Source organism: Thiomicrorhabdus sp. (assembly GCF_041583835.1).
GTDB lineage: Bacteria > Pseudomonadota > Gammaproteobacteria > Thiomicrospirales > Thiomicrospiraceae > Thiomicrorhabdus.
Map to the genome: position 1 here is coordinate 36,988 of NZ_JBFHFC010000012.1, position 19,457 is coordinate 56,444.

Here is a 19,457-nt window from a genome sequence, read left to right on the forward strand (position 1 = left end):
CTTACACCAGGATGAAAACAGGCCGGTCGATTTTTGAGAAACGACTTATTCGACGCGAATCAAACGGGCCACAATTTTACGCACCATCGGCCCCACAAAAATCACAATCGGAAACGCGATCACAAAGGCGCTAATCCAAGCATGCATCCAGATATGCATAAAATCATCCGGAATGCCGATATTGATAATACTAATTGCTGCGGACATCAAAAATGACATGAAAAACGACATGAAAAACGCAAACAGAATATGTTGATATTTTGGATGGAACATAACGAACTTGATTAACCTCAACCAGTATTAATGTTGATTATTAGCATTGTATAAATGACAAAAGGCCGGATCGACAAATGTTCGTCAACCCAACCTTCTTTCTGAAAATAGTGTAATAGATATTACACTATATTATTGCAATACGTTAGAACAACCGATTATTTTTTAACCCCTTCGATATTCAATTCCAAGAACACTTCGGCGGAAGCCGGCCCTAAATCATAAGTAATCCCGTAATCGGCCATTTTAATTTTAGTCGCTCCGCTAAAACCGCTACGATAACCACCCCAAGGGTCTTTCCCCTCACCGATTTTGTGAGCAACAATCGTGATCTCTTTAGTAACGCCATTCAAAGTAAACTTCCCTTTGACCAGCATTTCTTCATCGGCACCGCTGATCGAATCACTCACAAACGTGGCTTCCGGATATTTTTTTACGTTAAGAAAATCCGCACTGCGCAAATGCTTGTCGCGTTCTGCATGATTGGTACTGACACTGTCGGTATCGATTTTAACCGCGATCTTGCTGTTACTTAAATTTTCGGGATCGTAAGTGAAATCGCCTGAAAATTTCTCGAAACGGCCGGTCAGCCAACTGTACCCCAAATGCATAATTTTGAAGTTAACCGACGCATGCATTCCCTGAGTGTCGATAACATACTTTGACGGTGCCGCAAACGCCAAGGACGATACCAACATAAACGAAGCGGCCAGCCATAATTGCTGTAATTTTTTCATGATAAATCTCCTGTTCAATTTAAAGGTCTGGTTTTTAACAAAATAAATTTTTAAACGGTTCTAAGTTTCAATTAATCCGAATTAATTAGTTCAATTCGATTCAATCCGATTCAGCTTTCAACATTCGTTTCAAGGTGTTATCGCGATCTATAAAATGATGCTTTAAGGCTGCTGCGGCATGTAAAACAACCAGGCCGATTAAAGCAAACGCCAACCACTCATGGACTTCTCCGGCCAAATCACCTTGACCCGAAAATGGTTCAAATGCCGACGGTACTTCAAACCAACCGAATACGCTGATCGCATGATCTTCCGCTGTAGAGATCAGGTATCCGCTGAGGCCCAATAGAAAAACCAATAGATATAAAACCCCATGCATTGCCCGGGCCATAAGCCCCACCCAATGATTCTTAACACCGATCAATTCAGGCTCGGCATTTAGCAGATTCCACAACCAGCGAAACAACATCAGGCCCACCAAAAGAACGCCAACGGATTTATGGATAAAAGGCGCATCGTGATACCATGTCGAGTAATAACTCAAATCTACCATCCACAATCCCAAAGCGAACATCCCCAATACGGTCACGGCAACAACCCAGTGCATTGCAATACTGATCCAGCCATAATGTTTAGTGCTATTGGTCAAGTTCATAAACGCCTCTGTCTACTGCTTTGTATAAAACTTAAAGACATCTTACAAACTCGTGATGCGTGGAAAAATAGGCAAAAATTCAAAATACTGTTGCTAATAGAAGAACAATTAGCGAAATTACAGGCATAAAAACCCCACAAGTTCTAGGTAGTTTGATTCATCACTTGATTACCTTTATTAGGGAAGCGTCATTATTATTTTCTATTATATTTGCCTATACAAATATCATATAATCGAATTTCAATTGGAGGCGTTTACCGTTTCCCACCGAATAAACGGATTTTGCATAAAGAGGATAATCCATGAAAAATCTACTAAAGCTATTGGCAACCTTTATCCTTGCTATCTCGCCATGGAATGCTTTTGCGATGGAATTCAAGGCACAAAAAGTAACCGATGGTATCTATGCCTATGTAGGACCTCTTACAGACCGCACACCGGAAAACTTAGGCCTTAACAACAATATCGGTTTCATCGATACCCAAGAAGGTTGGGTGCTAGTTGACTCCGGTGCCGGTGATGCCGCCGCCCAAAAGCTTGAAGCCATTGCCAAAGGCATCAAAGACCAACCGATTGTCGCCGTCATTAATATAGGAAGCCAAGACCACCGCTGGCTGGGGAATGATTATTTCTCAAAACAAGGCGCCAAAATCTACGCTTACAAAAAAAGCGTTGAAACCCAATCTTCCATGTTCAATCAGGAGGTAGACAACCTAGTGTCAAAAGTTCCTGAACTAACGGGCGTTAAGATGAAAACCGCAGATGTGGTATTGGAAAAGGATTCCAACACACTGACGATTGGCGGCGTGGAAATGCAGCTTAACTTCTACGGTGACGCCCACTTCCCTGGCGATTCCGTTCTTTGGTTGCCAAAACAGAAGGTGCTGTTTACCGGAGACATTGTTTATTTGGACAGAATGTTAGGCGTTCACCCTTGGTCAAACCCGGTGTCTTGGAACCAAGCTTATCAAAAGATGCGTGAATTACCGGCTCAATATATCGTACCGGGTCACGGTCGGGTTTCGGACTGGAAGCAGGCGGATGCCGAAACCGGCGATTATCTGAAAAAACTGGTTGAAACGATGAGTGCAGCCGCTGAAGAATTTGCAGGGGTTGATACAGCGGTTCAAAACAATAAGGACTGGCCTGAATTTAAACATCTGGAACACTATGATTCCTGGCATAAACGAAACCTCAATCAGACCTACTTGAAGCTTGAAGCATCCATGTAATGACACAAAGCTCTAAATAACAGACATAAAAAAACCAGCAAACTGCTGGTTTTTTTTTAAAGATGAAAACGGAATTTTGATTAACCGCGGTCGTGACCTGCACCGATGAATTCGATCGGGTATCCGTCCGGATCTTCCGCAAACGCAATGATGGTGGTTCCGGCGTTCATCGGGCCCGCTTCGCGAATAATCTTACCGCCTGCTTGCTTGATTGCTTCCGCCGTCTCGTAGACGTCAGGGACTTCAATCGCAATATGGCCGTAACCGGTTCCCAAGTCGTAAGAATCCACGCCCCAGTTGTAAGTCAGTTCAAGCACCGTGTTTTCGTCTTCGTTTCCGTAGCCCAGAAACGCCAACGTAAACTCGCCCTGCGGATAATCTTTACGGCGCAACAATTCCATTCCCAAAACCTTGGTATAAAACTCGATCGACTTGTCCAAGTCGCCCACACGCAACATGGTATGCAACATTCTCATTGTGACTCTCCTAAAAATTTTTTAATTCGATTCCCGCCCTAGTCAACGCGCTTTAACAACATCAGCACAATCAACGCTAGCGGTCCAAACAGTAAACCCATCGTACCCCAAAATGCCGCAGGACGATGCTTGGATTGTGCCATTTTATGACAATAAAACGCACTGACAACCCCTATCAATAACGAAACTAAAACCAAAATCATTCGCGCACCCCTCGCCAAGCGAAAAACCATGCAATCGCCACTGCAATCGCACACAAACCATAAGCTAATTCGGCCTGCCCTAACGACCACGCATAACCAGCCATCAACATCCCTAAAGCACCGCCCAAACCGTGGCTGCTCGCTGCGAAAATCGCCTGCCCTTTACCGTGATGCCGTCCACGGAAATAGTGGTCGATCAGGTGGATCGCCGCCGCATGGAATAATCCGAAACTCGCCGCATGCAATATCTGCGCAACAATCATCCACTCCAGACTAGCCGCCAGATAGGCGTTCATCAACCAGCGAATCAACGTCAGCACAACACTGATTAAAATCAAATTGCGAACCGAATACGCCTTGAATAGCCAGGCCATGAAAAAGAACACGCCGATTTCGGAAATCACACCCAATGCCCACAACCAGGCGATGACGGTTTTTTCATACCCTAACGCACTCAGTTGGATAGTGAAAAACGCATAATAGACGCCATGTGAAAGCTGAACCAGAAAGGCCACCACCAACAGATGCCAAACCGGAGACTGTTTGAGAATTTCGATAAAGCCGACATCTTTTTCCAGATGCACTCGCGGTGCACTATCGCTGACCAGATAGGCCGTCAGCCATACCGCGCCTAATAACGCCAACAGGTTCCAAGGCAACACCCAGATACCGAAATGCTCGACCTGCCAACCGATCGCCAGTACCGCCGCGATGAAACCGACCGAACCCCACAGCCGAATCTGGCCGTACCGATGTTTCTCGTCGCCTAAGCAACCAAAGGTATAAGATTCAAATTGCGGTAAAGAGGCATGCCAGAAAAAGCTGAAAAATAGAATCGTCAGCAACAACGCCCAATAACTGTCGAACGCAATCAAACCAACGCCGCTGACTAGCGTCAAAGCGGTTGCCAGACGCACCCATTTAATCGACAAGCCCGACCGGTCAGCCAACCAACCCCATAGATTCGGTGCAATCACTTTGGTTGCCAACAACGCCCCCATCAATTGTCCGATTTCCACCGGTGTAAACGACAGCGATTGGAAATAAAGGCCTAGATAAGGAAGCAGTCCGCCGAGAACGGCAAAGTAGAAAAAATAATGGCTAGACAGCCTGTAATAGGCTGTCTGATAGGATGGATGTGTCGAGGAGATTTCCCCGTTATTCGCCCGCATGAGCTAGGTCAACGATCGGTGCCACCACATCGCCGTTTTGGGCACGGTTACGCATGAAGTGATCCAACAGCACAATCGCCATCTGCGCTTCGGCGATTGGGGTGGCACGGATGCCCACGCAAGGATCGTGACGGCCTTTAGTGACCATTTCGATCGCTTCACCTTGAGTATTGATGCTGCGGCCCGGAGTCATGATGCTTGAAGTCGGTTTCAACGCAATGTGCGCAACAATGTCCTGACCGGTTGAGATACCGCCCAGAATCCCGCCCGAATGGTTCGATACAAACCCTTCCGGGGTCATTTCGTCACGGTGTTCGGTTCCCAACTGCCCTGCGACTGCAAAACCGTCGCCGATTTCCACACCCTTGACCGCGTTGATGCTCATCAAGGCGTGCGCCAAGTCTGCGTCCAAACGGTCGAATACCGGCTCACCCAATCCGACCGGAACGTTTTTAGCGACGATGCTGATCTTTGCACCAACCGAGTTTTTCTGCTTCAACAGATCGTCCATATAAGCACGAATCTCTTCGCGCTTGGCTTCGTCCGGGCAGAAATATTCGTTGTCATTGTCGAACGGCCAGCTCACGTTTTCAACCGTGATCGGGCCCAACTGAGAAAGGTAACCTTTCACTTCCACGCCCAAACGCTCTTTCAAATACTTCTTGGCAATCGCTCCCGCCGCAACACGCATTGCGGTTTCACGCGCCGAAGAACGTCCGCCGCCGCGGTAATCGCGCAGGCCGTACTTTTGGGTGTAAGTGTAGTCGGCGTGAGACGGACGGAAAGTTTCCGCCACTTTTGAATAATCTTTTGAACGCTGATCTTTGTTATGAATAATCATGCCGATCGGCGTACCAGTGGTCTTGCCTTCGAACACGCCCGAAAGAATCTGCACTTCGTCGTCTTCGCGGCGTGCCGTGGCGTGCTTGGACGTTCCCGGCTTACGGCGGTCCAATTCGATCTGGATATCCGCTTCGCTCAATTCCAATCCCGGAGGACAACCGTCAACGATACAACCCAGTGCGATACCGTGACTCTCTCCAAAGGTAGTGACGCGAAAATTTTGTCCAATCGTATTGCCCGACATAAGTGTACTTCTCTAAGATTCGTTATAATCGGTGTATTCTACCTAAAAACCCTTTAAAAGTAATGACCCAAAACAACGATTCCACCCCACTTTCAACGAGTTCGCCGGACTGGCAGGCATTCGATTGGCAAGCGCCCGACCCTTTCATCCATAAACATGTGGTGAGCGAAGAAGAACTGGACTTCCTAAACCACGTCAACAACAAGAGTTACGTGGCGTGGATGGAACAGGTCGCGTGGATGCACAGTTTGGCGGTCGGCATCAATCACGACACCCAAAAAAGACTTAACCGCATCATGGCGGTGTACGAGAACTGCATGCAGTACAAAGCGAGTTGTTATTTAGGGGACGAACTGTTGATTGGAACCTGGGTGGGAGAACAAAAAGGCTGCTGTCTGAGAACCAGAAATTTTCAGATTATTCGACCGCGCGACGGCAAAACCGTGTTCACCGCGCAGGCCACTTACGTTTGTATCGACTTGATAAACCACAAACCCAAACCGATACCTAAAGAATTTATCGAGCCTTATCGAAAATAACCGAACTTGAACGGTTAACGGCTTATTCGACTTATTACTCCTTGAGCTTAACGCTCAACTCGCCCTCTTTGACCGAAATGTTCTCGACCCCTTCGGCAAAGCCCTTCCAGAAACCGGGATCGGCACCGAACTCGTTCACCAAATCGACGTTCTGGAGATTACCCAGCCAGGCATTCGGAATCGGCACCCCCATCAGACTCACGCCCTTAAGTTTCACAATCGGTCTGCCGTCCCGATAAGCCAACTCCGCACCGGCGTTGATACGCAATGTCTTACCGCCCATCACCGGAAAATCCTCTTCCAACGGAACCAATACCTTCACGCTCAACAGGTCGTCGGACAAATCCACCGCCACTTTCTTCGCCAGATCGGTATTCTTGGCAAGCAACGCATTCAATTCACGTTCACTGAACAGCACTTCGCGCTTGGCACCTACCTCGCTGTACGCTTCCGGTTTCAGGTTGCCCTGCGCGTCGTATTCACTGACCTCAACACCGATGACTTTCAACTTGGCGTTAAGCACCTGCTCCTCTTTCGGCTTCAACTCCACCGGCGTGAATGCTTTCAGAAAAAGCGTCTGACTCAGAATCCAATAGGTCAAACCGACTGTGACCAGAATGGTGGCCAAAACAATCCAAACCACCTTAACGCCACTGACGCCCTTACTCACCTCTTGCTTCGTTGCTTCCATCGGTTCGTTTTTAGATTCATCATTCATATCTCTTACCTTATCGTTACGCAGTCGAACTAATCGTTTGTGATTTTAATTAAGCCACATTCTATACGAATTATTACTCAAAACAGAAGCTCAGTTAAAATTATCACATTCAGTTATCAACAATAAATGCACCATCAGCAATAGCTGTAATCATTGAGGCATTTTTCGTCAAAGAACCTAATTCAACAACAAAAGCAAATCGCGACTTTGCATCCTGAACAAAGGTTGCATGCAACCGCAACAAATTCCTAATTTTTGCAAAGTAACTTGGTAATTCTTTGGCTAGTTGCATATACCCCTTATCATTACCCCAAGGGTTATCCGCATGCAAATATTTACCTAAACGATCATATAATTTTATGTATTCGTTTTTAGTTAAATACCCATCAGCCAAACTATCAAAATGCCATCTACGTGGTGCTAATAGTTTTGGTTCAAGCAAAGGCTTAGGATAAAAATCTTCATTTATTTTTGATAGATGTTTGAGAATATATCCACCATGATAATCTTTTCTAAAATCAACAGGCCTTTCAGAATCATTACGAAATTTTGAATAAGATTTCTTATTTGGAGCTATTGAAGCATATGCAATAATTTCAAGAATTTTCCTGAGATTCAAAATCACATTTTCCAAATCCATTAATTCATTATTTTTTTCAAACTTTTCTAATTGTTTTTCTGCATAAAACAAGCGCTTTTTCACCATCTCCATTTGATTTAAATAAATTTTAACGACTTGAGACTGATTCATCTATTCATACCTGCCCCAACGCAATCGAACCATCGTTCATAGGTGTTTTCTGTTGGAAAAACAGTGTTTGTTTTTTATTTTCAAAACGTTGCGACAACAATTTCAACAGCATTTTATTCTGGAAAACGCCGCCGCTGACGATGACAGGCAAATTTGGGTATTGGTCTGAAACCTGTTCGATTAGGTTCACGAGCATGTTAAAGAAACGGCTGACGATGACTGATAACTCGATCCCCAGTTGTTGATCCTTGAGTAACGCTTCGATCATCGGCGCAACGTCAATCAAGCCGTCTTCGATTTCAAATCTATAAGCGTTGGTAATTGCTTCGTCGTAATGTTTTTCCAACAGCAATCCGCTTTGTCCTTCGTAGTCGAGGTTCTGCTTCAAGCCCAGTAAACTCGCCACGGCGTCGAACAGGCGCCCTATCGAACTGCTTGCCGGACTGTTCAGGCTCTTGTGATGAATGTAATTCAATTGTTCGACTTCCACTTCGCTGAACGCCTGAACCGTCGGTGAATCCAGCATCAACACGTCATCCAGAGAAAACTGGTCGAACAGCAACGCTAACGCAATACGTCGAGGTTGGCGGTTGGCAAGATCACCGCCCAACAATTTGAACGGTTTCAGATTCAGCAAACGGTCGTAACCGTTCAGATCGGCCAATAACGTTTCTCCGCCCCACAAGTCGCCGTCTTCACCTAGTCCGGTGCCGTCCCAACTGAATGCCAACACGGTTTCGGTCAACCCGAATTCGGCCATGCATGCCAACACATGGGCATAATGATGCTGAACTTTAGTCAACGACAGCCCGTTTTGCCCTGCCTGTTTTTTTGCCCACTGGCTGCTGAAATACTGCGGATGCAGATCGCTCACCAGTTTTCTCGGCTTGGATTGACAGAGTGTTTTCATGCGTTCAACCGTCTGTTGAAAACGCTGTTGCGAAGCTAAGGAGTACAGGTCTGCAATATAAGGAGACAGGATAATTTGGGCGTTCTTGGCAATTGCCACGCTGCTTTTTTGTTGTGCGCCGACCGCCAACGTTTCCGGGCAGCTTCGTTCGGATGATTTTCCGTTGGCACAATCCGTTTTCTTCAGTGGCAGATAAAACGGTGCCAACCCACGCGCCAACCTCAAGGTCACGGTTTTACCGTTCACGCTTTGCACAATGCTGTCGTCACATGGATTAACTATCTCGCGGTCGAAATCCAACACGTAATCCACTACCGAATTTTTACTGCGACACAATTTGCCGAACACCTCTTCGGCCTGATAGATAATCGGCTCTCCGGAAAGGTTGGCGCTGGTGGCGACCAGAGGCTTATCGAAATATTCGAACAACAGATGCTGTAACGGCGAATAGGCTAGAAACAGACCCAAACGGTCGATCTCGGGTGCGACTTGCTCGCTCAAAACCGTGTTGGGTTTAGGTTGAACCAATACAATCGGCCTGGCGTCGGACGTGAGCAGTTCGATTTCGTGTTCCGTTAAATCGGCCAACGATTTCGCCATCTCCAAATCTTTGCACAACACAGCAAACGGCTTGGCCGGGCGGTGTTTACGCTGGCGAAGCGTTTCAACCGCCTGCGTATCGGTCGCGTCACACAGAATATGAAAACCGCCGATTCCTTTAAGTGCAACCAGACCGTCTTGATTTAAAATTTCCGCAACTTGTCGAACCGCCTGCTCGCCTTCGGCCAAGGTTTTTTGAGAGGCATCATACAAATGCATGTTAGGGCCGCATTCAGGGCAGCAGATGCCCTGAGTATGAAAACGTCGGTTGCTGGGATCGAGATATTCGCTTGCGCAGGCCTCGCACATTTCAAACGGCTGCATCGCCGAATTTTCACGGTCGTAGGCAGGCTTGTTCAAAATCGAAAAGCGCGGCCCGCAATCCGAACAGTTGATGAATGCATCGTGATAACGACGGTTATTAGGATCGTGAAATTCCGTTAGACAGGTTTCGCACACGGCGATGTCCGGCGAGATTCGGTTATGGCCTTTGGCGTTTTTACCGCCTTTTGCAGATTCGCTTTCTCGAATGTCAAACCCGTCGTAATCGGACAATGGCAAGGATTCGGATTCGACCAACTGAATTAAACTCTGTTTAGGCGCTTCCGCCATTAACCGTTGATGAAACCGTTCGACGGCGTTTGCTTCGCCCTGCACATGAATCAACACTCCTTGCGAGGTATTGCAGACGGAACCTTGAAGATTCAGTGCTTGCGCCAACTGATAGACATACGGACGAAAACCAACCCCCTGCACTTTGCCGGATACCTGTAAAGCAAGATGTTGGAAATCGGTTAAAGACACTTCATCACCTGTAACGCCCCTAAATTATGCAAACGATTGAGCCTGCGGTCGATCGTATTCGTCAACGATCTGATCCAGCGACCTGACCTTCGGCTGCGGCTGCGGTTCGACTTTCACGCCCAACGCTTCCAGTTGCTCGATCACGGTATCGATCAATAACGGCAGCGCTTGTCGTACGGTATCGGTCAAGGAGATCGAAACCGATTCCATGTCTTCCGGCACCATGGCGATCACTTGAATTTCGGCCATATCACCCACTAAGGCACCCAACTCCAAAGTCTGCAACACTTCAACCTCATGAGCGGTCTTACGGTAGTTGCCCATCCCCTGCAATACGTCGGCAGGCAATGAATAAACGGTGCCGGGTTCGTCGTTTTCGTCCACGCTGATGGTGTCCAATAGCAATAGATGGTCGTAACTCTGATAGTAGTGAATCAGATTCATACCCAAGGTGCCGCCGTCGATCAGGTCAATTGACGGTGAGAAAACGTAATTGTCTTTCAGAAATTGCGTGGCGTAGATACCCAGTCCCTCATCCCGAAACAGGATATTGCCGATGCCGAGCACGGCGATATTGGCTGAGTTTTCGATTTGCGACACTTACAGCCCGCCGACCGGATGAACCCGGTATTCCGCCAGGGTTTTACCTTTGGCGTCGATGACATGCACCGCACACGCCAGACACGGATCGAACGAATGCACCGCGCGCAGCACTTCCAACGGCTGTTGCGGATCGGCCAGTTTCAATCCCACAATCGCTTCCTCGTAAGGCCCGCGTTGGCCGTTGGCGTCTTTAGGCGAGGCGTTCCAAGTAGTCGGCACCACCGCTTGATAGTTCTGCACCTTGGCCTCGTCGATACGCACGAAATGGCTTAAAGTACCGCGCGGCACTTCCAATACCGCACATCCTTTGGTGGTGGCCGGAAGGGATTCAAAATCGTATTTCGTCCAGGTCTCTTCGTCGTAATACTTGATGTTCTCGATCAACTCGCTGACAAAACTGAAAATAACGTCGCACACCACCTCGGCCTCGACGGCACGCGCTGCGTTACGTCCGACCGAACTGGAGAAATCGATCAATTCCATACCGGTGTCGTCCATGAAATGCTGCATATAAGGCTTCACATACTTGCCGTCTTGCAAGTAGCCGATCAGCATTCGCGCGATCGGCCCGACTTCCATCGGTTCGCCATGATAACGCGGCGCTTTGATCCAACTGTATTTGCCTTCGGTCTTCAAAGTACCGTCGTCGTTCAAGTCGGTATAAAACGGTTCGGTGGTCTCGTCGAACGGGCTGGTCGGCGCTTCGTCCGCATACCAGGAACGCGACGCCTCTTCAGTAATTTTGGTTTCGTCGAACGTACCGACCTGATCGAAATTATGCCCCCAGATCACACCGCTTTCGAACAGCGGTTCGTCGTCGCCCAACGGATAACCGCCGGACGTCATGAAATTGCCGTTACCGCGTCCGACGCCCGCTTTAATGTCGTCGTTATAAGCGGCCACCACCATTTTCATATCCGGCAGATAGGCGCGTTTCAGAAATTCCTGGGTGTCTTTGATAATGAACAGATAGTCGTTCAAACGCTGCGGATTGAGCATATCCATAACGCTGGTCACGCCACCGACCACCAAGTTTTGAGGATGCGGCGTCTTCCCGGCAAAGATCGCAATCGCCTTGCTGACCTCACGCTGAATGCGCAAGGCTTCCAGATAGTGATTCATGTGAATCAGATTCTCTTCCGGCGACAGCTTATATTGTTGGTGTCCCCAGTAACCGTTGGCGAACAGACCCAATCGCCCCGCTTTGACGAAGCTGCTGAGTTTTTCCTGCACGGCGGCCAAATCGCCTTGCGAACAGTTATAGGGCTGTTTGTGCCACTGATGAGCGATCTTACTGGCCTGTTCGCAATCTGCGCTCAGTGCGCTGACGACATCGACGTAGTCCAACGAATGCAGATGGTAATAATGGACGATATGATCCTGTACGAACAAGGCCAAAGAGACCAGATTACGGACAATCTCGGCGTTTCTCGGCGGCACGATTTCATAGGCGTTTTCTACCGCCGTGATCGAGGCACGGTAATGCGAGTTGGTACAGACGCCGCAGATACGCTGCGCGATCAAACCGGTATCACGCGGGTCGCGCCCTTTAAGAATGGTTTCGATGCCACGGAACAGCTGCCCCGACGCCCAAGCCTCGGTGACCACATTGTTTTCGTCCACCTCGATTTCAACCCGCAAGTGACCTTCAATACGCGTGACCGGATCGATTACGATTTTCTGTTTTGGCTGTGTCATGACTTTAACTCGTATGGAACATTGATTACTTTGCGGTTGTTGGCCAGTTCGTCGAAGGCGACCTTACCTTTACCGCAGGCGATGCAACCGTGACCGACCTGAACCGGCCAGGAAGTGCCTTCGTTGAATTTCACCTGCGAACAGTTGATGTCTGCATACGGGCCTTTACACCCCATCTCGAACAGACACCAACCTTTCTTGGCACCTTCGTCTCCCCACTCGCGGACAAATTCGCCGGCGTCGTAATGACCGCGACGTTCGCAGTTGTCGTGCACGCGCGGCCCGTAAGCCCATTCCGGCTTATTGTTCTCGCCCAGTTCCGGAAATTCGCCGAACATGACGTAATGCAGCAAAGTACCGACGATATTGATCGGGTTCACCGGACAACCCGGCAAATTGATAATGTCTTTACGCCCCAAGGCTTCGGAGACCCCCACCGCGCCGGTCGGGTTCGGCGCGGCGGCCACGACTCCGCCGTCATAGGCACAGGAACCTACCGCAAAAATCGCCGCCGCTTTCTCGGCCACGCGTTTCAACAACGCCTCGCCGGTTTCGCCTTTAGGGCCGATACGAAGAAACTTACCTTCCATGCCCAGCGGTACGGCACCTTCGACAATCAGGATGTAATCGCCGCCGTCCTCTTCGATCAACTGGTCAAGTCGGTTTTCGGAATGCGGTCCGGAGGCGGCCATCAACAATTCGTGATAATCCAAGGAGATGAATTTCAGAATCAATTCGTCCACCGTCGGGTTAACCGACTTGATGAAACCTTCGGAGTTGCCGGTACAGTCCGCCAACTCCAACCAGATCACCGGCACCTTGTTCAAATGCTGAATCCCTTGATGCACCAGATGATCGAACTCCGGCGGCAGTTGCAGGTTTAAAGTCATCATCGACACCCAGCCGTTGAATTCGTTAACCTTGTCGAACGACTTCAACGCCTCTTCCAGATTGGTGTTGTCGATTTGATTACTCGGGTGCAGACGGTTGTATTTGTCCAGACGTCGCTTAACCTTATCCAATTGACGCTGCTTTTCGGCCGCTTCGCGTTCGGCTTTTTTGCGTTCGACTTCGGCCTTGTCCACATGCGCCGTCGCCACCAGATTGGCGACGTCTTTTTTGCAGCGTCCGCACACCCGACCTGCCTGACTGTATTCTTTCAATTCGGCAAAACTGGTGACCGCATTGGCTTCGATGATGTCGACTAGATCCTTTTGATAAGCGCCGGTACAGCTGCACACCAAACGTCCGCGCTCGCTCTCGTGACGGTTGTTATACAAATAAGAGGCATCGATGTTTTCGTTTTCGACAATCAACTGTTTGAGATAGAGCGCATCGACATTCGAATTGACGCCGATGAAGCGCATCAACTTTTCGTTATTGAGGATGTACTGGTCAATACGCTCCTCTTTCTTGGACCGCAACAACACCACTTCGTTGTCTTCGTCGCGCATGTTGTAATTGGGCGACGACACATCGGTGAACTGGAACGAACCGACTTTAAGGCCGTCTATGGCGACTTCGCGCTCAAAGGTTTTCGGCTCGACTTTGAGAATATTGCTCACCGCAACATCGGCTTGAATCCGGCAATCTTTGGCGTGCCCGGCGGTGAAACCGGTTGCGTCGATTTGCGCCGCCTCGCCGACCGCATAGATAAACAAGTCGGATGTGCGCTGCGTGTTATCGACCAGAATGCCGCGATCGCACTCCAGTGCGTCACGTGCGAAATCGACATTCGGCTTGATGCCGATGCCGAAAATCAGGAACGGGTCTTCAATGGTGTGCTTGAACGTGTTCAGAGTCGTGATGTGGCCGTTCTCCACCACCTTATCGGTAATCTGGTCGTTGAAGGAGATGGTGATGCGCGGATCGGCCTCGAACGTTTTCTGAATCAAGGCGACACTCGACGGGTCCAGATCGGGCGAATACAGGCTTTCGTCAATGACGATCATATAGATACGTTTCGGAGACGGCATGCGCATCAGCGTATCCAGTAACTCAAGGCCGATCGGCCCGGCTCCGATAATGACCACGTTACGTTCTTGCAGGTTCCGGGCGATTTTGAAACTGTCGTCCGCACTGCGGAAAGTCACCGCATTATCAATCTGCGAAATGTCGAATAGGGTTTTAGGCTGGGAACCGCTGGCGATAATTAAATAATCGTAATCGTAACGTCGATTGTGGCAAATCACCTGTTTGGCCTTGCGGTCGATGGCGGTGACTTCCTCGTTGAGTTTGACCTGAACCCCCGGGTGCAAGTCCAGTGTGATGTCATGGATGTCCGCAACCCCTTCTACGAGGTCGCATAGGTGGATTCGATCGTAAGGTGCATACGCTTCTTTGGAAAGAATCAGCACTTCGACATTCGGATCTTTTTCCAAAATGGTATTGGCGAGATAATCCGCGGCAATACCTCCCCCAATAATCACAATTCGCATGACAACGCTCCCGGCAAGACTGTCTGTTGAGAAAGTTTAATTTCCCTAAAATTGTTGGTATTAATACTACTTCATTTCAAGTTGCATTAGAAACATCTCTTCGCCATCCGTAATGGAAATTTCAACACTCTGGCACAAAGGACACACATAACGATGTTCTGCCAACGTACTGTGTTCGCCACACCCCCGGCAGAATATTTCCACCGGCTGAATCTGCATATCCAGTTCGGCCGTCCTGCAAACTGCAGACGCTTCTTTGAAAGTCTCAAAAGCCGTTGCCAGCAAGTCGGGTTCGACCCCGCTAAGCTTGCCGACCTTAATAACGACTTTACTGACCTCGGAAGCCCCGTTGTCCTGCGCATACCCCTCGCATTGATCGATTAAATCGCGAACGATGGAATATTCATGCATGGCAATCGACTCTCATCCGGACTCAGCAAATTCTCGGCAGGAGTTCGCCCTTGGGCAATTCCAAAACCCGCTGACTTCCCCAAGGCGTTTGCAACACCACCAGACCCGCTTGGAAATCGGTGACTTTACCGATAACGGCCGCATTTTTAGTGAACTCGAATTCGCTCAATACCCGTAAGGCTTGTTCGACTTGTGAACAGGGTAATGCAATCGCAAAAGTACCCTCGTTGGCAAAATCGTAAGGCTCGAATCCGAGCAATTCGCACAACCCTCTGACCGAATCGCTAACCGGAATTTTATCCTCTTCAATCTCGATGCAAATCTCGGAACTGTTGGCCCATTCGTTCAACAAAGCGGACAATCCTCCGCGAGTGGCATCGCGCAGCGCGTGTATTTCCAAACCCGCATCCAGCAAGGCTTTCACCGCAGGCCATAAAACTTGGCAATCGCTCTTAAAACCGCTTTGCAGCTTAATGCTTTCGCGCTCGGCCATCACGACTGCACCATGACGACCGATATCGCCGGAAACGATAATCGCATCACCGACTTCCAAATCATGCGCCGAAGGTTTTGCGTTTTGTTCCTCGGCAATCTCGCCGATTCCGCTGGTGTTTATAAACAACTTATCCACAGCCCCCTTGGGGACAACTTTGGTGTCGCCGCAGACGATTTGAACGTCGCTGTTCTGCAACTCGAGCGCCATGCTTTGTACTACTTTTTCCAGCGTATCGAAAGACAACCCTTCCTCTATAATGAACGCGCAGCTCAGATAAAGCGGCTTCGCCCCCATCATCGCCAGATCATTCAAGGTTCCGGCAATCGCCAAATTACCGATGTTACCGCCGCTGAAAAACAACGGACTGACGGTGAAACTGTCGGTGGTGAAAGCGGTTTTCCCCTGCAAAGACAACACCGCGGCGTCTTCGGATTTCAACAGAATCTTGTTGGAAAAGTGGCGGTAAAACAACTGCTGAATGAGTTGCTGGCTCTCCGCCCCGCCGCCGCCATGACTAAGTTCAATCACTTTCATGCGCTCGCCCTATTCATATTCTGTTTAGCGGAAGGCGGCAAAGTCACCTCGGCATAACGATAATAGGCGTTGCAAGCTCCCTCGTCGGACACCATGCAACTGCCCAGCGGACGCGTCGGATCGCATCCGCGGCCGAAAACTTTACAGTCTTGCGGCTTGGCAAGTCCTTTAAGAATGTCGCCGCAAATGCACAGCTTATGATCGTCGATCGGTTCGTCGGAAAGCCGGTCGGCAAAGGCGACTTCGGCATCCAGATGACGGTATTCGTCTTTCAGCCGCAACGCGCTGTGGGCGATGTCGCCGAGTCCGCGCCAACGAAAATGGCTGCGCGGCTGTAAATAGGTATCGATCATTTGCTGCGCTTTAAGGTTGCCGTCGAAACTCACCGCACGCGTGTATTGGATTTCCACCTCATGACGTTGTTCAAGCACCTGTTCGACAATCATCAGAATGCCTTGCATCACATCCACCGGCTCGAAACCGCTGACCACAATCGGCATATTGTGACTTTCCGCCAACGGACGGTAGATTTTGGCGCCGCTGATGACACTGACGTGCGACGGCCCGATCAACGCATCGATGCGACAGGCCGGATCGGAAAGAATCGCCTCGACCGCCGGTGGCACCAATACGTGATTGATATGGAAAAAGAGGTTTCCCAATCCTAAAGCGATCGCCTGCTTAATCACCGCCGCCGTCATCGGTGTGGTGGTTTCGAAACCGATGGCGAAGAACACCACCTGTTTATCCGGATTTTCCCGTGCGATCTGGATGGCGTCCAACGGCGAATTCAAAGCGCGAATGTCACAGCCCAAGGCACGCTGTTTCGCCAAACTGCTTTTGGAACCGGGAACGCGGATCATGTCGCCCAACGTCAGCAGGATGGTGTTTTCCATTTGCGCCAAGGCAATCGCATGATCGATGCGCTCTTTGGGCATGATGCAGACAGGGCATCCCGGACCGTGAATAAACTCGATATTATCGGGCAAAATTTGCTTTAACCCATATTTCATAATGGTATGAGTATGGCCGCCGCAGACTTCCATAATATGAAGCGGCGACTTAAGAGACGATGCAGCCTGACGGACTTTATCCGCCAAAACACGGATTGTCTGCGGTTCGCGAAAACCTTGATAGAGGTCTTGAAGCTGCAAACCGTTCATGAATTCCCCTGCGATACCTTAAGGTCTTCGGCATCCATAAGATCGACCATCTCCCGATACAGTTTCAGACTTTCAAGCGCATCTTCCTGATCGATCTTGTTCATCGCAAATCCGACATGAATCAACACATAGTCACCGATATCGACCGCTTCCGGCATCAGGTCAAGACTGACCTGACGTTGCACGCCCATGGTATCGACCGTGGCGATATTGGCGTCGTCTATTTGAATCACTTGGGAAGGAATCGATAGGCACATGACTTAGTTACTCAACGGAATTCGGGTTATGCGCGCATTTTGCGTTTGAACTCGACCCACTCGACCACTCGCTGAATCGACTCGGGATCTTTACCGGAAATCTCCAAAATATCGACGTTCGGTTTGAGCTGTCTGGCCATGGCTTTCGCCGCCTGCATATCGAAATCGAAATGCGGCATCAGATCGACCTTGCTGATCAAGACCAGATCGGCCTTATGAAACATCACCGGATATTTTTCGATTTTATCGTCGCCTTCCGGCACCGATACCAACACCACATTCAAATGACTGCCGACATCGTAACTCGCAGGACAGACCAGATTACCGACGTTTTCGATAAAACAGACGTCAATGTCGTTCAAAGGCATGGCATGCAGACCTTTATGCACCATAAACGCATCCAGATGACAGGCGGAACCGGTCTGAATCTGATAGGCCGGAATACCTTTGGCTTGAATACGCTCGGCATCACGAGAGGTTTGCAGGTCGCCTTCGATCACGCCGAATTCGAACGGACGATCCGACAATTCCGCCAGACTTTCCAACAGACTGGTCTTACCGCTGCCCGGGCTGCTCATCAGATTGATCGCCAACACGCCGGCCTTGTCGAAATGGGCGCGGTTATGCGCGGCTTCGTGATCGTTTTTATGCAAAATCTTACTGATGACATCGACGGTTTTAGCATCGTTAAGCTGTGGATTATCGTGAACCGGAACGAATCGCGTCGTACTTTCCAATGCCGAATCCGTTATTGAACATCCGCAATCTTCACACATAAGACCTCCTTTGAATCCAAAAACCGCTCAACCTTCAACCTAGCAATATCCGGCCGCCGACCACAATCGAAACCACACCCAGCACACCGAAGATACGACGAACATTCTTCAACGAATTCAACCAATAACGATTCACCGCGAGAATGAAAAGACCGAAACAGACAAACACCAGCATTACACCCAGCGCAAACAAGGCAATCATCATCCAGGTGACTTCCTGACTGCCGACCAGACTCAATGTCACCAACATGCCGCGCACCCCGCCGATGCCCATCAAAATACCTAAGCTCAATGCAGGCATCGCTCCGTTAAAACGGCTATGAGAGTGGTTTTTGGAAAAACTGATATGTAGGTGTTCGCGGCCTTCGTGCCTATGTTTGTGCAATGAAATACGATCAGCGACGACCAAATAAAGGAGATAAAACCCCATCAATAAAATGACGCTGGCGGAAATGACATCGCCGTAATCGGTAAACGCTTCGGACGCAGGAAATTGTTGCAGGATTTTGGCGAAAACAAACAGCGTTAAACCATGTCCCAAAGCAAACATTAAGGTAACGGCAGCGGTTTTCTTAAGGTTCTTACCGATTGAGAAATCGGCGATGGCCACCAGATGATCCGGCCCCATTGCATGCAGCACGCCATACCAGAAAATGATAAACAGTCCGACTTCCATTCTCGCTACCCTTTTCTATATCACACTAAAAACCACACTCTTTGAAGTACAAAGTGTATCACCCGACGCGCTCTTTAATGTTAAAAATTCGTGTCGTTTACGGACTTTTTCGCTGTGCACAAGAAAAATACGCACAACAAGGTAATGAGACAAAACACGGGGCAAAAAAAAGCCCGTGAAAACCGGTTTGGATTTTCACGGGCCTGTCCGTTTTAAAAACGGCCTGGTTTCACAACCGGGTACGAACG

Annotated in this window: 21 protein-coding genes; 2 read left to right on the forward strand and 19 right to left on the reverse strand. The window is 49.1% G+C overall.

The window, feature by feature from the left end:
* Window positions 1–45: 45 nt before the first annotated feature.
* From ABY044_RS07665 to ABY044_RS07675, 3 genes are all read right to left on the reverse strand, one after another.
* On the reverse strand, window positions 46–273 hold the full coding sequence (locus ABY044_RS07665) for a DUF2798 domain-containing protein (protein WP_373019641.1): 228 nt from the start codon (window positions 271–273) through the stop codon (window positions 46–48).
* Between the two features lie 158 nt (window positions 274–431).
* Window positions 432–1,010 carry a YceI family protein gene (locus ABY044_RS07670; RefSeq protein WP_373019642.1) on the reverse strand — a complete coding sequence of 193 codons (579 nt, stop codon included), beginning with the start codon at window positions 1,008–1,010 and terminating at the stop codon, window positions 432–434.
* Window positions 1,011–1,110: 100 nt separating this feature from the next.
* Entirely contained in the window at window positions 1,111–1,665 is a 555-nt protein-coding gene (locus tag ABY044_RS07675) for a cytochrome b (RefSeq protein WP_373019643.1), read from the reverse strand.
* A gap of 302 nt (window positions 1,666–1,967) precedes the next feature.
* Here ABY044_RS07675 and ABY044_RS07680 point away from each other — a divergent pair, with 302 nt between their 5' ends.
* The gene (locus ABY044_RS07680; RefSeq protein ID WP_373019644.1) at window positions 1,968–2,897 is read left to right on the forward strand and encodes an MBL fold metallo-hydrolase; all 930 of its coding nucleotides are present in this window, start codon (window positions 1,968–1,970) and stop codon (window positions 2,895–2,897) included.
* 80 nt (window positions 2,898–2,977) lie between these two features.
* Here the strand turns inward: ABY044_RS07680 and gloA are convergent, their stop codons facing one another.
* The 4 genes from gloA to aroC are packed head-to-tail and all read right to left on the reverse strand — an operon-like array spanning window position 2,978 to window position 5,835.
* Entirely contained in the window at window positions 2,978–3,373 is a 396-nt protein-coding gene (gene gloA, locus ABY044_RS07685) for a lactoylglutathione lyase (RefSeq protein WP_373019645.1), read from the reverse strand.
* Between the two features lie 38 nt (window positions 3,374–3,411).
* On the reverse strand, window positions 3,412–3,576 hold the full coding sequence (locus ABY044_RS07690) for a hypothetical protein (RefSeq protein ID WP_373019646.1): 165 nt from the start codon (window positions 3,574–3,576) through the stop codon (window positions 3,412–3,414).
* Entirely contained in the window at window positions 3,573–4,748 is a 1,176-nt protein-coding gene (locus tag ABY044_RS07695; RefSeq protein ID WP_373019647.1) for an MFS transporter, read from the reverse strand. The genes ABY044_RS07690 and ABY044_RS07695 overlap by 4 nt, the downstream gene beginning before the upstream one ends.
* Window positions 4,735–5,835, reverse strand: a complete 1,101-nt coding sequence (aroC, locus tag ABY044_RS07700; protein ID WP_373019648.1) for a chorismate synthase — start codon at window positions 5,833–5,835, stop codon at window positions 4,735–4,737. Before aroC ends, ABY044_RS07695 begins: the two co-directional genes overlap by 14 nt.
* A gap of 62 nt (window positions 5,836–5,897) precedes the next feature.
* Between aroC and ABY044_RS07705 the strand changes: the two genes are divergently transcribed.
* Complete coding sequence (locus ABY044_RS07705; RefSeq protein WP_373019649.1) at window positions 5,898–6,374, forward strand: acyl-CoA thioesterase; 477 nt, start codon at window positions 5,898–5,900, stop codon at window positions 6,372–6,374.
* 34 nt (window positions 6,375–6,408) lie between these two features.
* Here the strand turns inward: ABY044_RS07705 and ABY044_RS07710 are convergent, their stop codons facing one another.
* From ABY044_RS07710 to ABY044_RS07765, 12 genes are all read right to left on the reverse strand, one after another.
* Window positions 6,409–7,092: an arginine N-succinyltransferase gene (locus ABY044_RS07710; protein WP_373019650.1), complete on the reverse strand. Its 684-nt coding sequence runs from the start codon at window positions 7,090–7,092 to the stop codon at window positions 6,409–6,411.
* A 109-nt stretch (window positions 7,093–7,201) separates the two neighbouring features.
* Window positions 7,202–7,843 carry a hypothetical protein gene (locus ABY044_RS07715; protein ID WP_373019651.1) on the reverse strand — a complete coding sequence of 214 codons (642 nt, stop codon included), beginning with the start codon at window positions 7,841–7,843 and terminating at the stop codon, window positions 7,202–7,204.
* A gap of 4 nt (window positions 7,844–7,847) precedes the next feature.
* Window positions 7,848–10,157 (reverse strand): carbamoyltransferase HypF, encoded by a 2,310-nt coding sequence (hypF, locus tag ABY044_RS07720; protein WP_373019652.1) that lies wholly within the window; start codon window positions 10,155–10,157, stop codon window positions 7,848–7,850.
* 24 nt (window positions 10,158–10,181) lie between these two features.
* Window positions 10,182–10,757 (reverse strand): HyaD/HybD family hydrogenase maturation endopeptidase, encoded by a 576-nt coding sequence (locus ABY044_RS07725; RefSeq protein ID WP_373019653.1) that lies wholly within the window; start codon window positions 10,755–10,757, stop codon window positions 10,182–10,184.
* Window positions 10,758–12,458, reverse strand: a complete 1,701-nt coding sequence (locus ABY044_RS07730) for a nickel-dependent hydrogenase large subunit (protein WP_373019654.1) — start codon at window positions 12,456–12,458, stop codon at window positions 10,758–10,760.
* Window positions 12,455–14,896, reverse strand: a complete 2,442-nt coding sequence (locus ABY044_RS07735; RefSeq protein ID WP_373019655.1) for a hydrogenase small subunit — start codon at window positions 14,894–14,896, stop codon at window positions 12,455–12,457. Before ABY044_RS07735 ends, ABY044_RS07730 begins: the two co-directional genes overlap by 4 nt.
* 66 nt (window positions 14,897–14,962) lie before the next feature.
* On the reverse strand, window positions 14,963–15,307 hold the full coding sequence (gene hypA, locus ABY044_RS07740) for a hydrogenase/urease nickel incorporation protein HypA (protein WP_373019656.1): 345 nt from the start codon (window positions 15,305–15,307) through the stop codon (window positions 14,963–14,965).
* 22 nt (window positions 15,308–15,329) lie between these two features.
* Entirely contained in the window at window positions 15,330–16,337 is a 1,008-nt protein-coding gene (hypE, locus tag ABY044_RS07745; protein WP_373019657.1) for a hydrogenase expression/formation protein HypE, read from the reverse strand.
* The gene (hypD, locus tag ABY044_RS07750; protein WP_373019658.1) at window positions 16,334–17,500 is read right to left on the reverse strand and encodes a hydrogenase formation protein HypD; all 1,167 of its coding nucleotides are present in this window, start codon (window positions 17,498–17,500) and stop codon (window positions 16,334–16,336) included. Before hypD ends, hypE begins: the two co-directional genes overlap by 4 nt.
* On the reverse strand, window positions 17,497–17,757 hold the full coding sequence (locus tag ABY044_RS07755; protein ID WP_373019659.1) for a HypC/HybG/HupF family hydrogenase formation chaperone: 261 nt from the start codon (window positions 17,755–17,757) through the stop codon (window positions 17,497–17,499). Before ABY044_RS07755 ends, hypD begins: the two co-directional genes overlap by 4 nt.
* A 26-nt stretch (window positions 17,758–17,783) precedes the next feature.
* Window positions 17,784–18,533 carry a hydrogenase nickel incorporation protein HypB gene (hypB, locus tag ABY044_RS07760; RefSeq protein WP_373019660.1) on the reverse strand — a complete coding sequence of 250 codons (750 nt, stop codon included), beginning with the start codon at window positions 18,531–18,533 and terminating at the stop codon, window positions 17,784–17,786.
* A 34-nt stretch (window positions 18,534–18,567) separates the two neighbouring features.
* Complete coding sequence (locus ABY044_RS07765) at window positions 18,568–19,209, reverse strand: hypothetical protein (RefSeq protein WP_373019661.1); 642 nt, start codon at window positions 19,207–19,209, stop codon at window positions 18,568–18,570.
* Window positions 19,210–19,457 lie beyond the last annotated feature (248 nt).

What these genes read in the sequence shown, in the direction of transcription:
- ABY044_RS07665 (WP_373019641.1), bottom strand. Translation starts at nt 273, where the DNA reads ATGTTCCATCCAAAATATCAACATATTCTGTTTGCGTTTTTCATGTCG.
- ABY044_RS07670 (WP_373019642.1), bottom strand. Translation starts at nt 1,010, where the DNA reads ATGAAAAAATTACAGCAATTATGGCTGGCCGCTTCGTTTATGTTGGTA.
- ABY044_RS07675 (WP_373019643.1), bottom strand. Translation starts at nt 1,665, where the DNA reads ATGAACTTGACCAATAGCACTAAACATTATGGCTGGATCAGTATTGCA.
- ABY044_RS07680 (WP_373019644.1), top strand. Translation starts at nt 1,968, where the DNA reads ATGAAAAATCTACTAAAGCTATTGGCAACCTTTATCCTTGCTATCTCG.
- gloA (WP_373019645.1), bottom strand. Translation starts at nt 3,373, where the DNA reads ATGAGAATGTTGCATACCATGTTGCGTGTGGGCGACTTGGACAAGTCG.
- ABY044_RS07690 (WP_373019646.1), bottom strand. Translation starts at nt 3,576, where the DNA reads ATGATTTTGGTTTTAGTTTCGTTATTGATAGGGGTTGTCAGTGCGTTT.
- ABY044_RS07695 (WP_373019647.1), bottom strand. Translation starts at nt 4,748, where the DNA reads ATGCGGGCGAATAACGGGGAAATCTCCTCGACACATCCATCCTATCAG.
- aroC (WP_373019648.1), bottom strand. Translation starts at nt 5,835, where the DNA reads ATGTCGGGCAATACGATTGGACAAAATTTTCGCGTCACTACCTTTGGA.
- ABY044_RS07705 (WP_373019649.1), top strand. Translation starts at nt 5,898, where the DNA reads ATGACCCAAAACAACGATTCCACCCCACTTTCAACGAGTTCGCCGGAC.
- ABY044_RS07710 (WP_373019650.1), bottom strand. Translation starts at nt 7,092, where the DNA reads ATGAATGATGAATCTAAAAACGAACCGATGGAAGCAACGAAGCAAGAG.
- ABY044_RS07715 (WP_373019651.1), bottom strand. Translation starts at nt 7,843, where the DNA reads ATGAATCAGTCTCAAGTCGTTAAAATTTATTTAAATCAAATGGAGATG.
- ABY044_RS07730 (WP_373019654.1), bottom strand. Translation starts at nt 12,458, where the DNA reads ATGACACAGCCAAAACAGAAAATCGTAATCGATCCGGTCACGCGTATT.
- ABY044_RS07735 (WP_373019655.1), bottom strand. Translation starts at nt 14,896, where the DNA reads ATGCGAATTGTGATTATTGGGGGAGGTATTGCCGCGGATTATCTCGCC.
- hypA (WP_373019656.1), bottom strand. Translation starts at nt 15,307, where the DNA reads ATGCATGAATATTCCATCGTTCGCGATTTAATCGATCAATGCGAGGGG.
- hypE (WP_373019657.1), bottom strand. Translation starts at nt 16,337, where the DNA reads ATGAAAGTGATTGAACTTAGTCATGGCGGCGGCGGGGCGGAGAGCCAG.
- hypD (WP_373019658.1), bottom strand. Translation starts at nt 17,500, where the DNA reads ATGAACGGTTTGCAGCTTCAAGACCTCTATCAAGGTTTTCGCGAACCG.
- ABY044_RS07755 (WP_373019659.1), bottom strand. Translation starts at nt 17,757, where the DNA reads ATGTGCCTATCGATTCCTTCCCAAGTGATTCAAATAGACGACGCCAAT.
- hypB (WP_373019660.1), bottom strand. Translation starts at nt 18,533, where the DNA reads ATGTGTGAAGATTGCGGATGTTCAATAACGGATTCGGCATTGGAAAGT.
- ABY044_RS07765 (WP_373019661.1), bottom strand. Translation starts at nt 19,209, where the DNA reads ATGGAAGTCGGACTGTTTATCATTTTCTGGTATGGCGTGCTGCATGCA.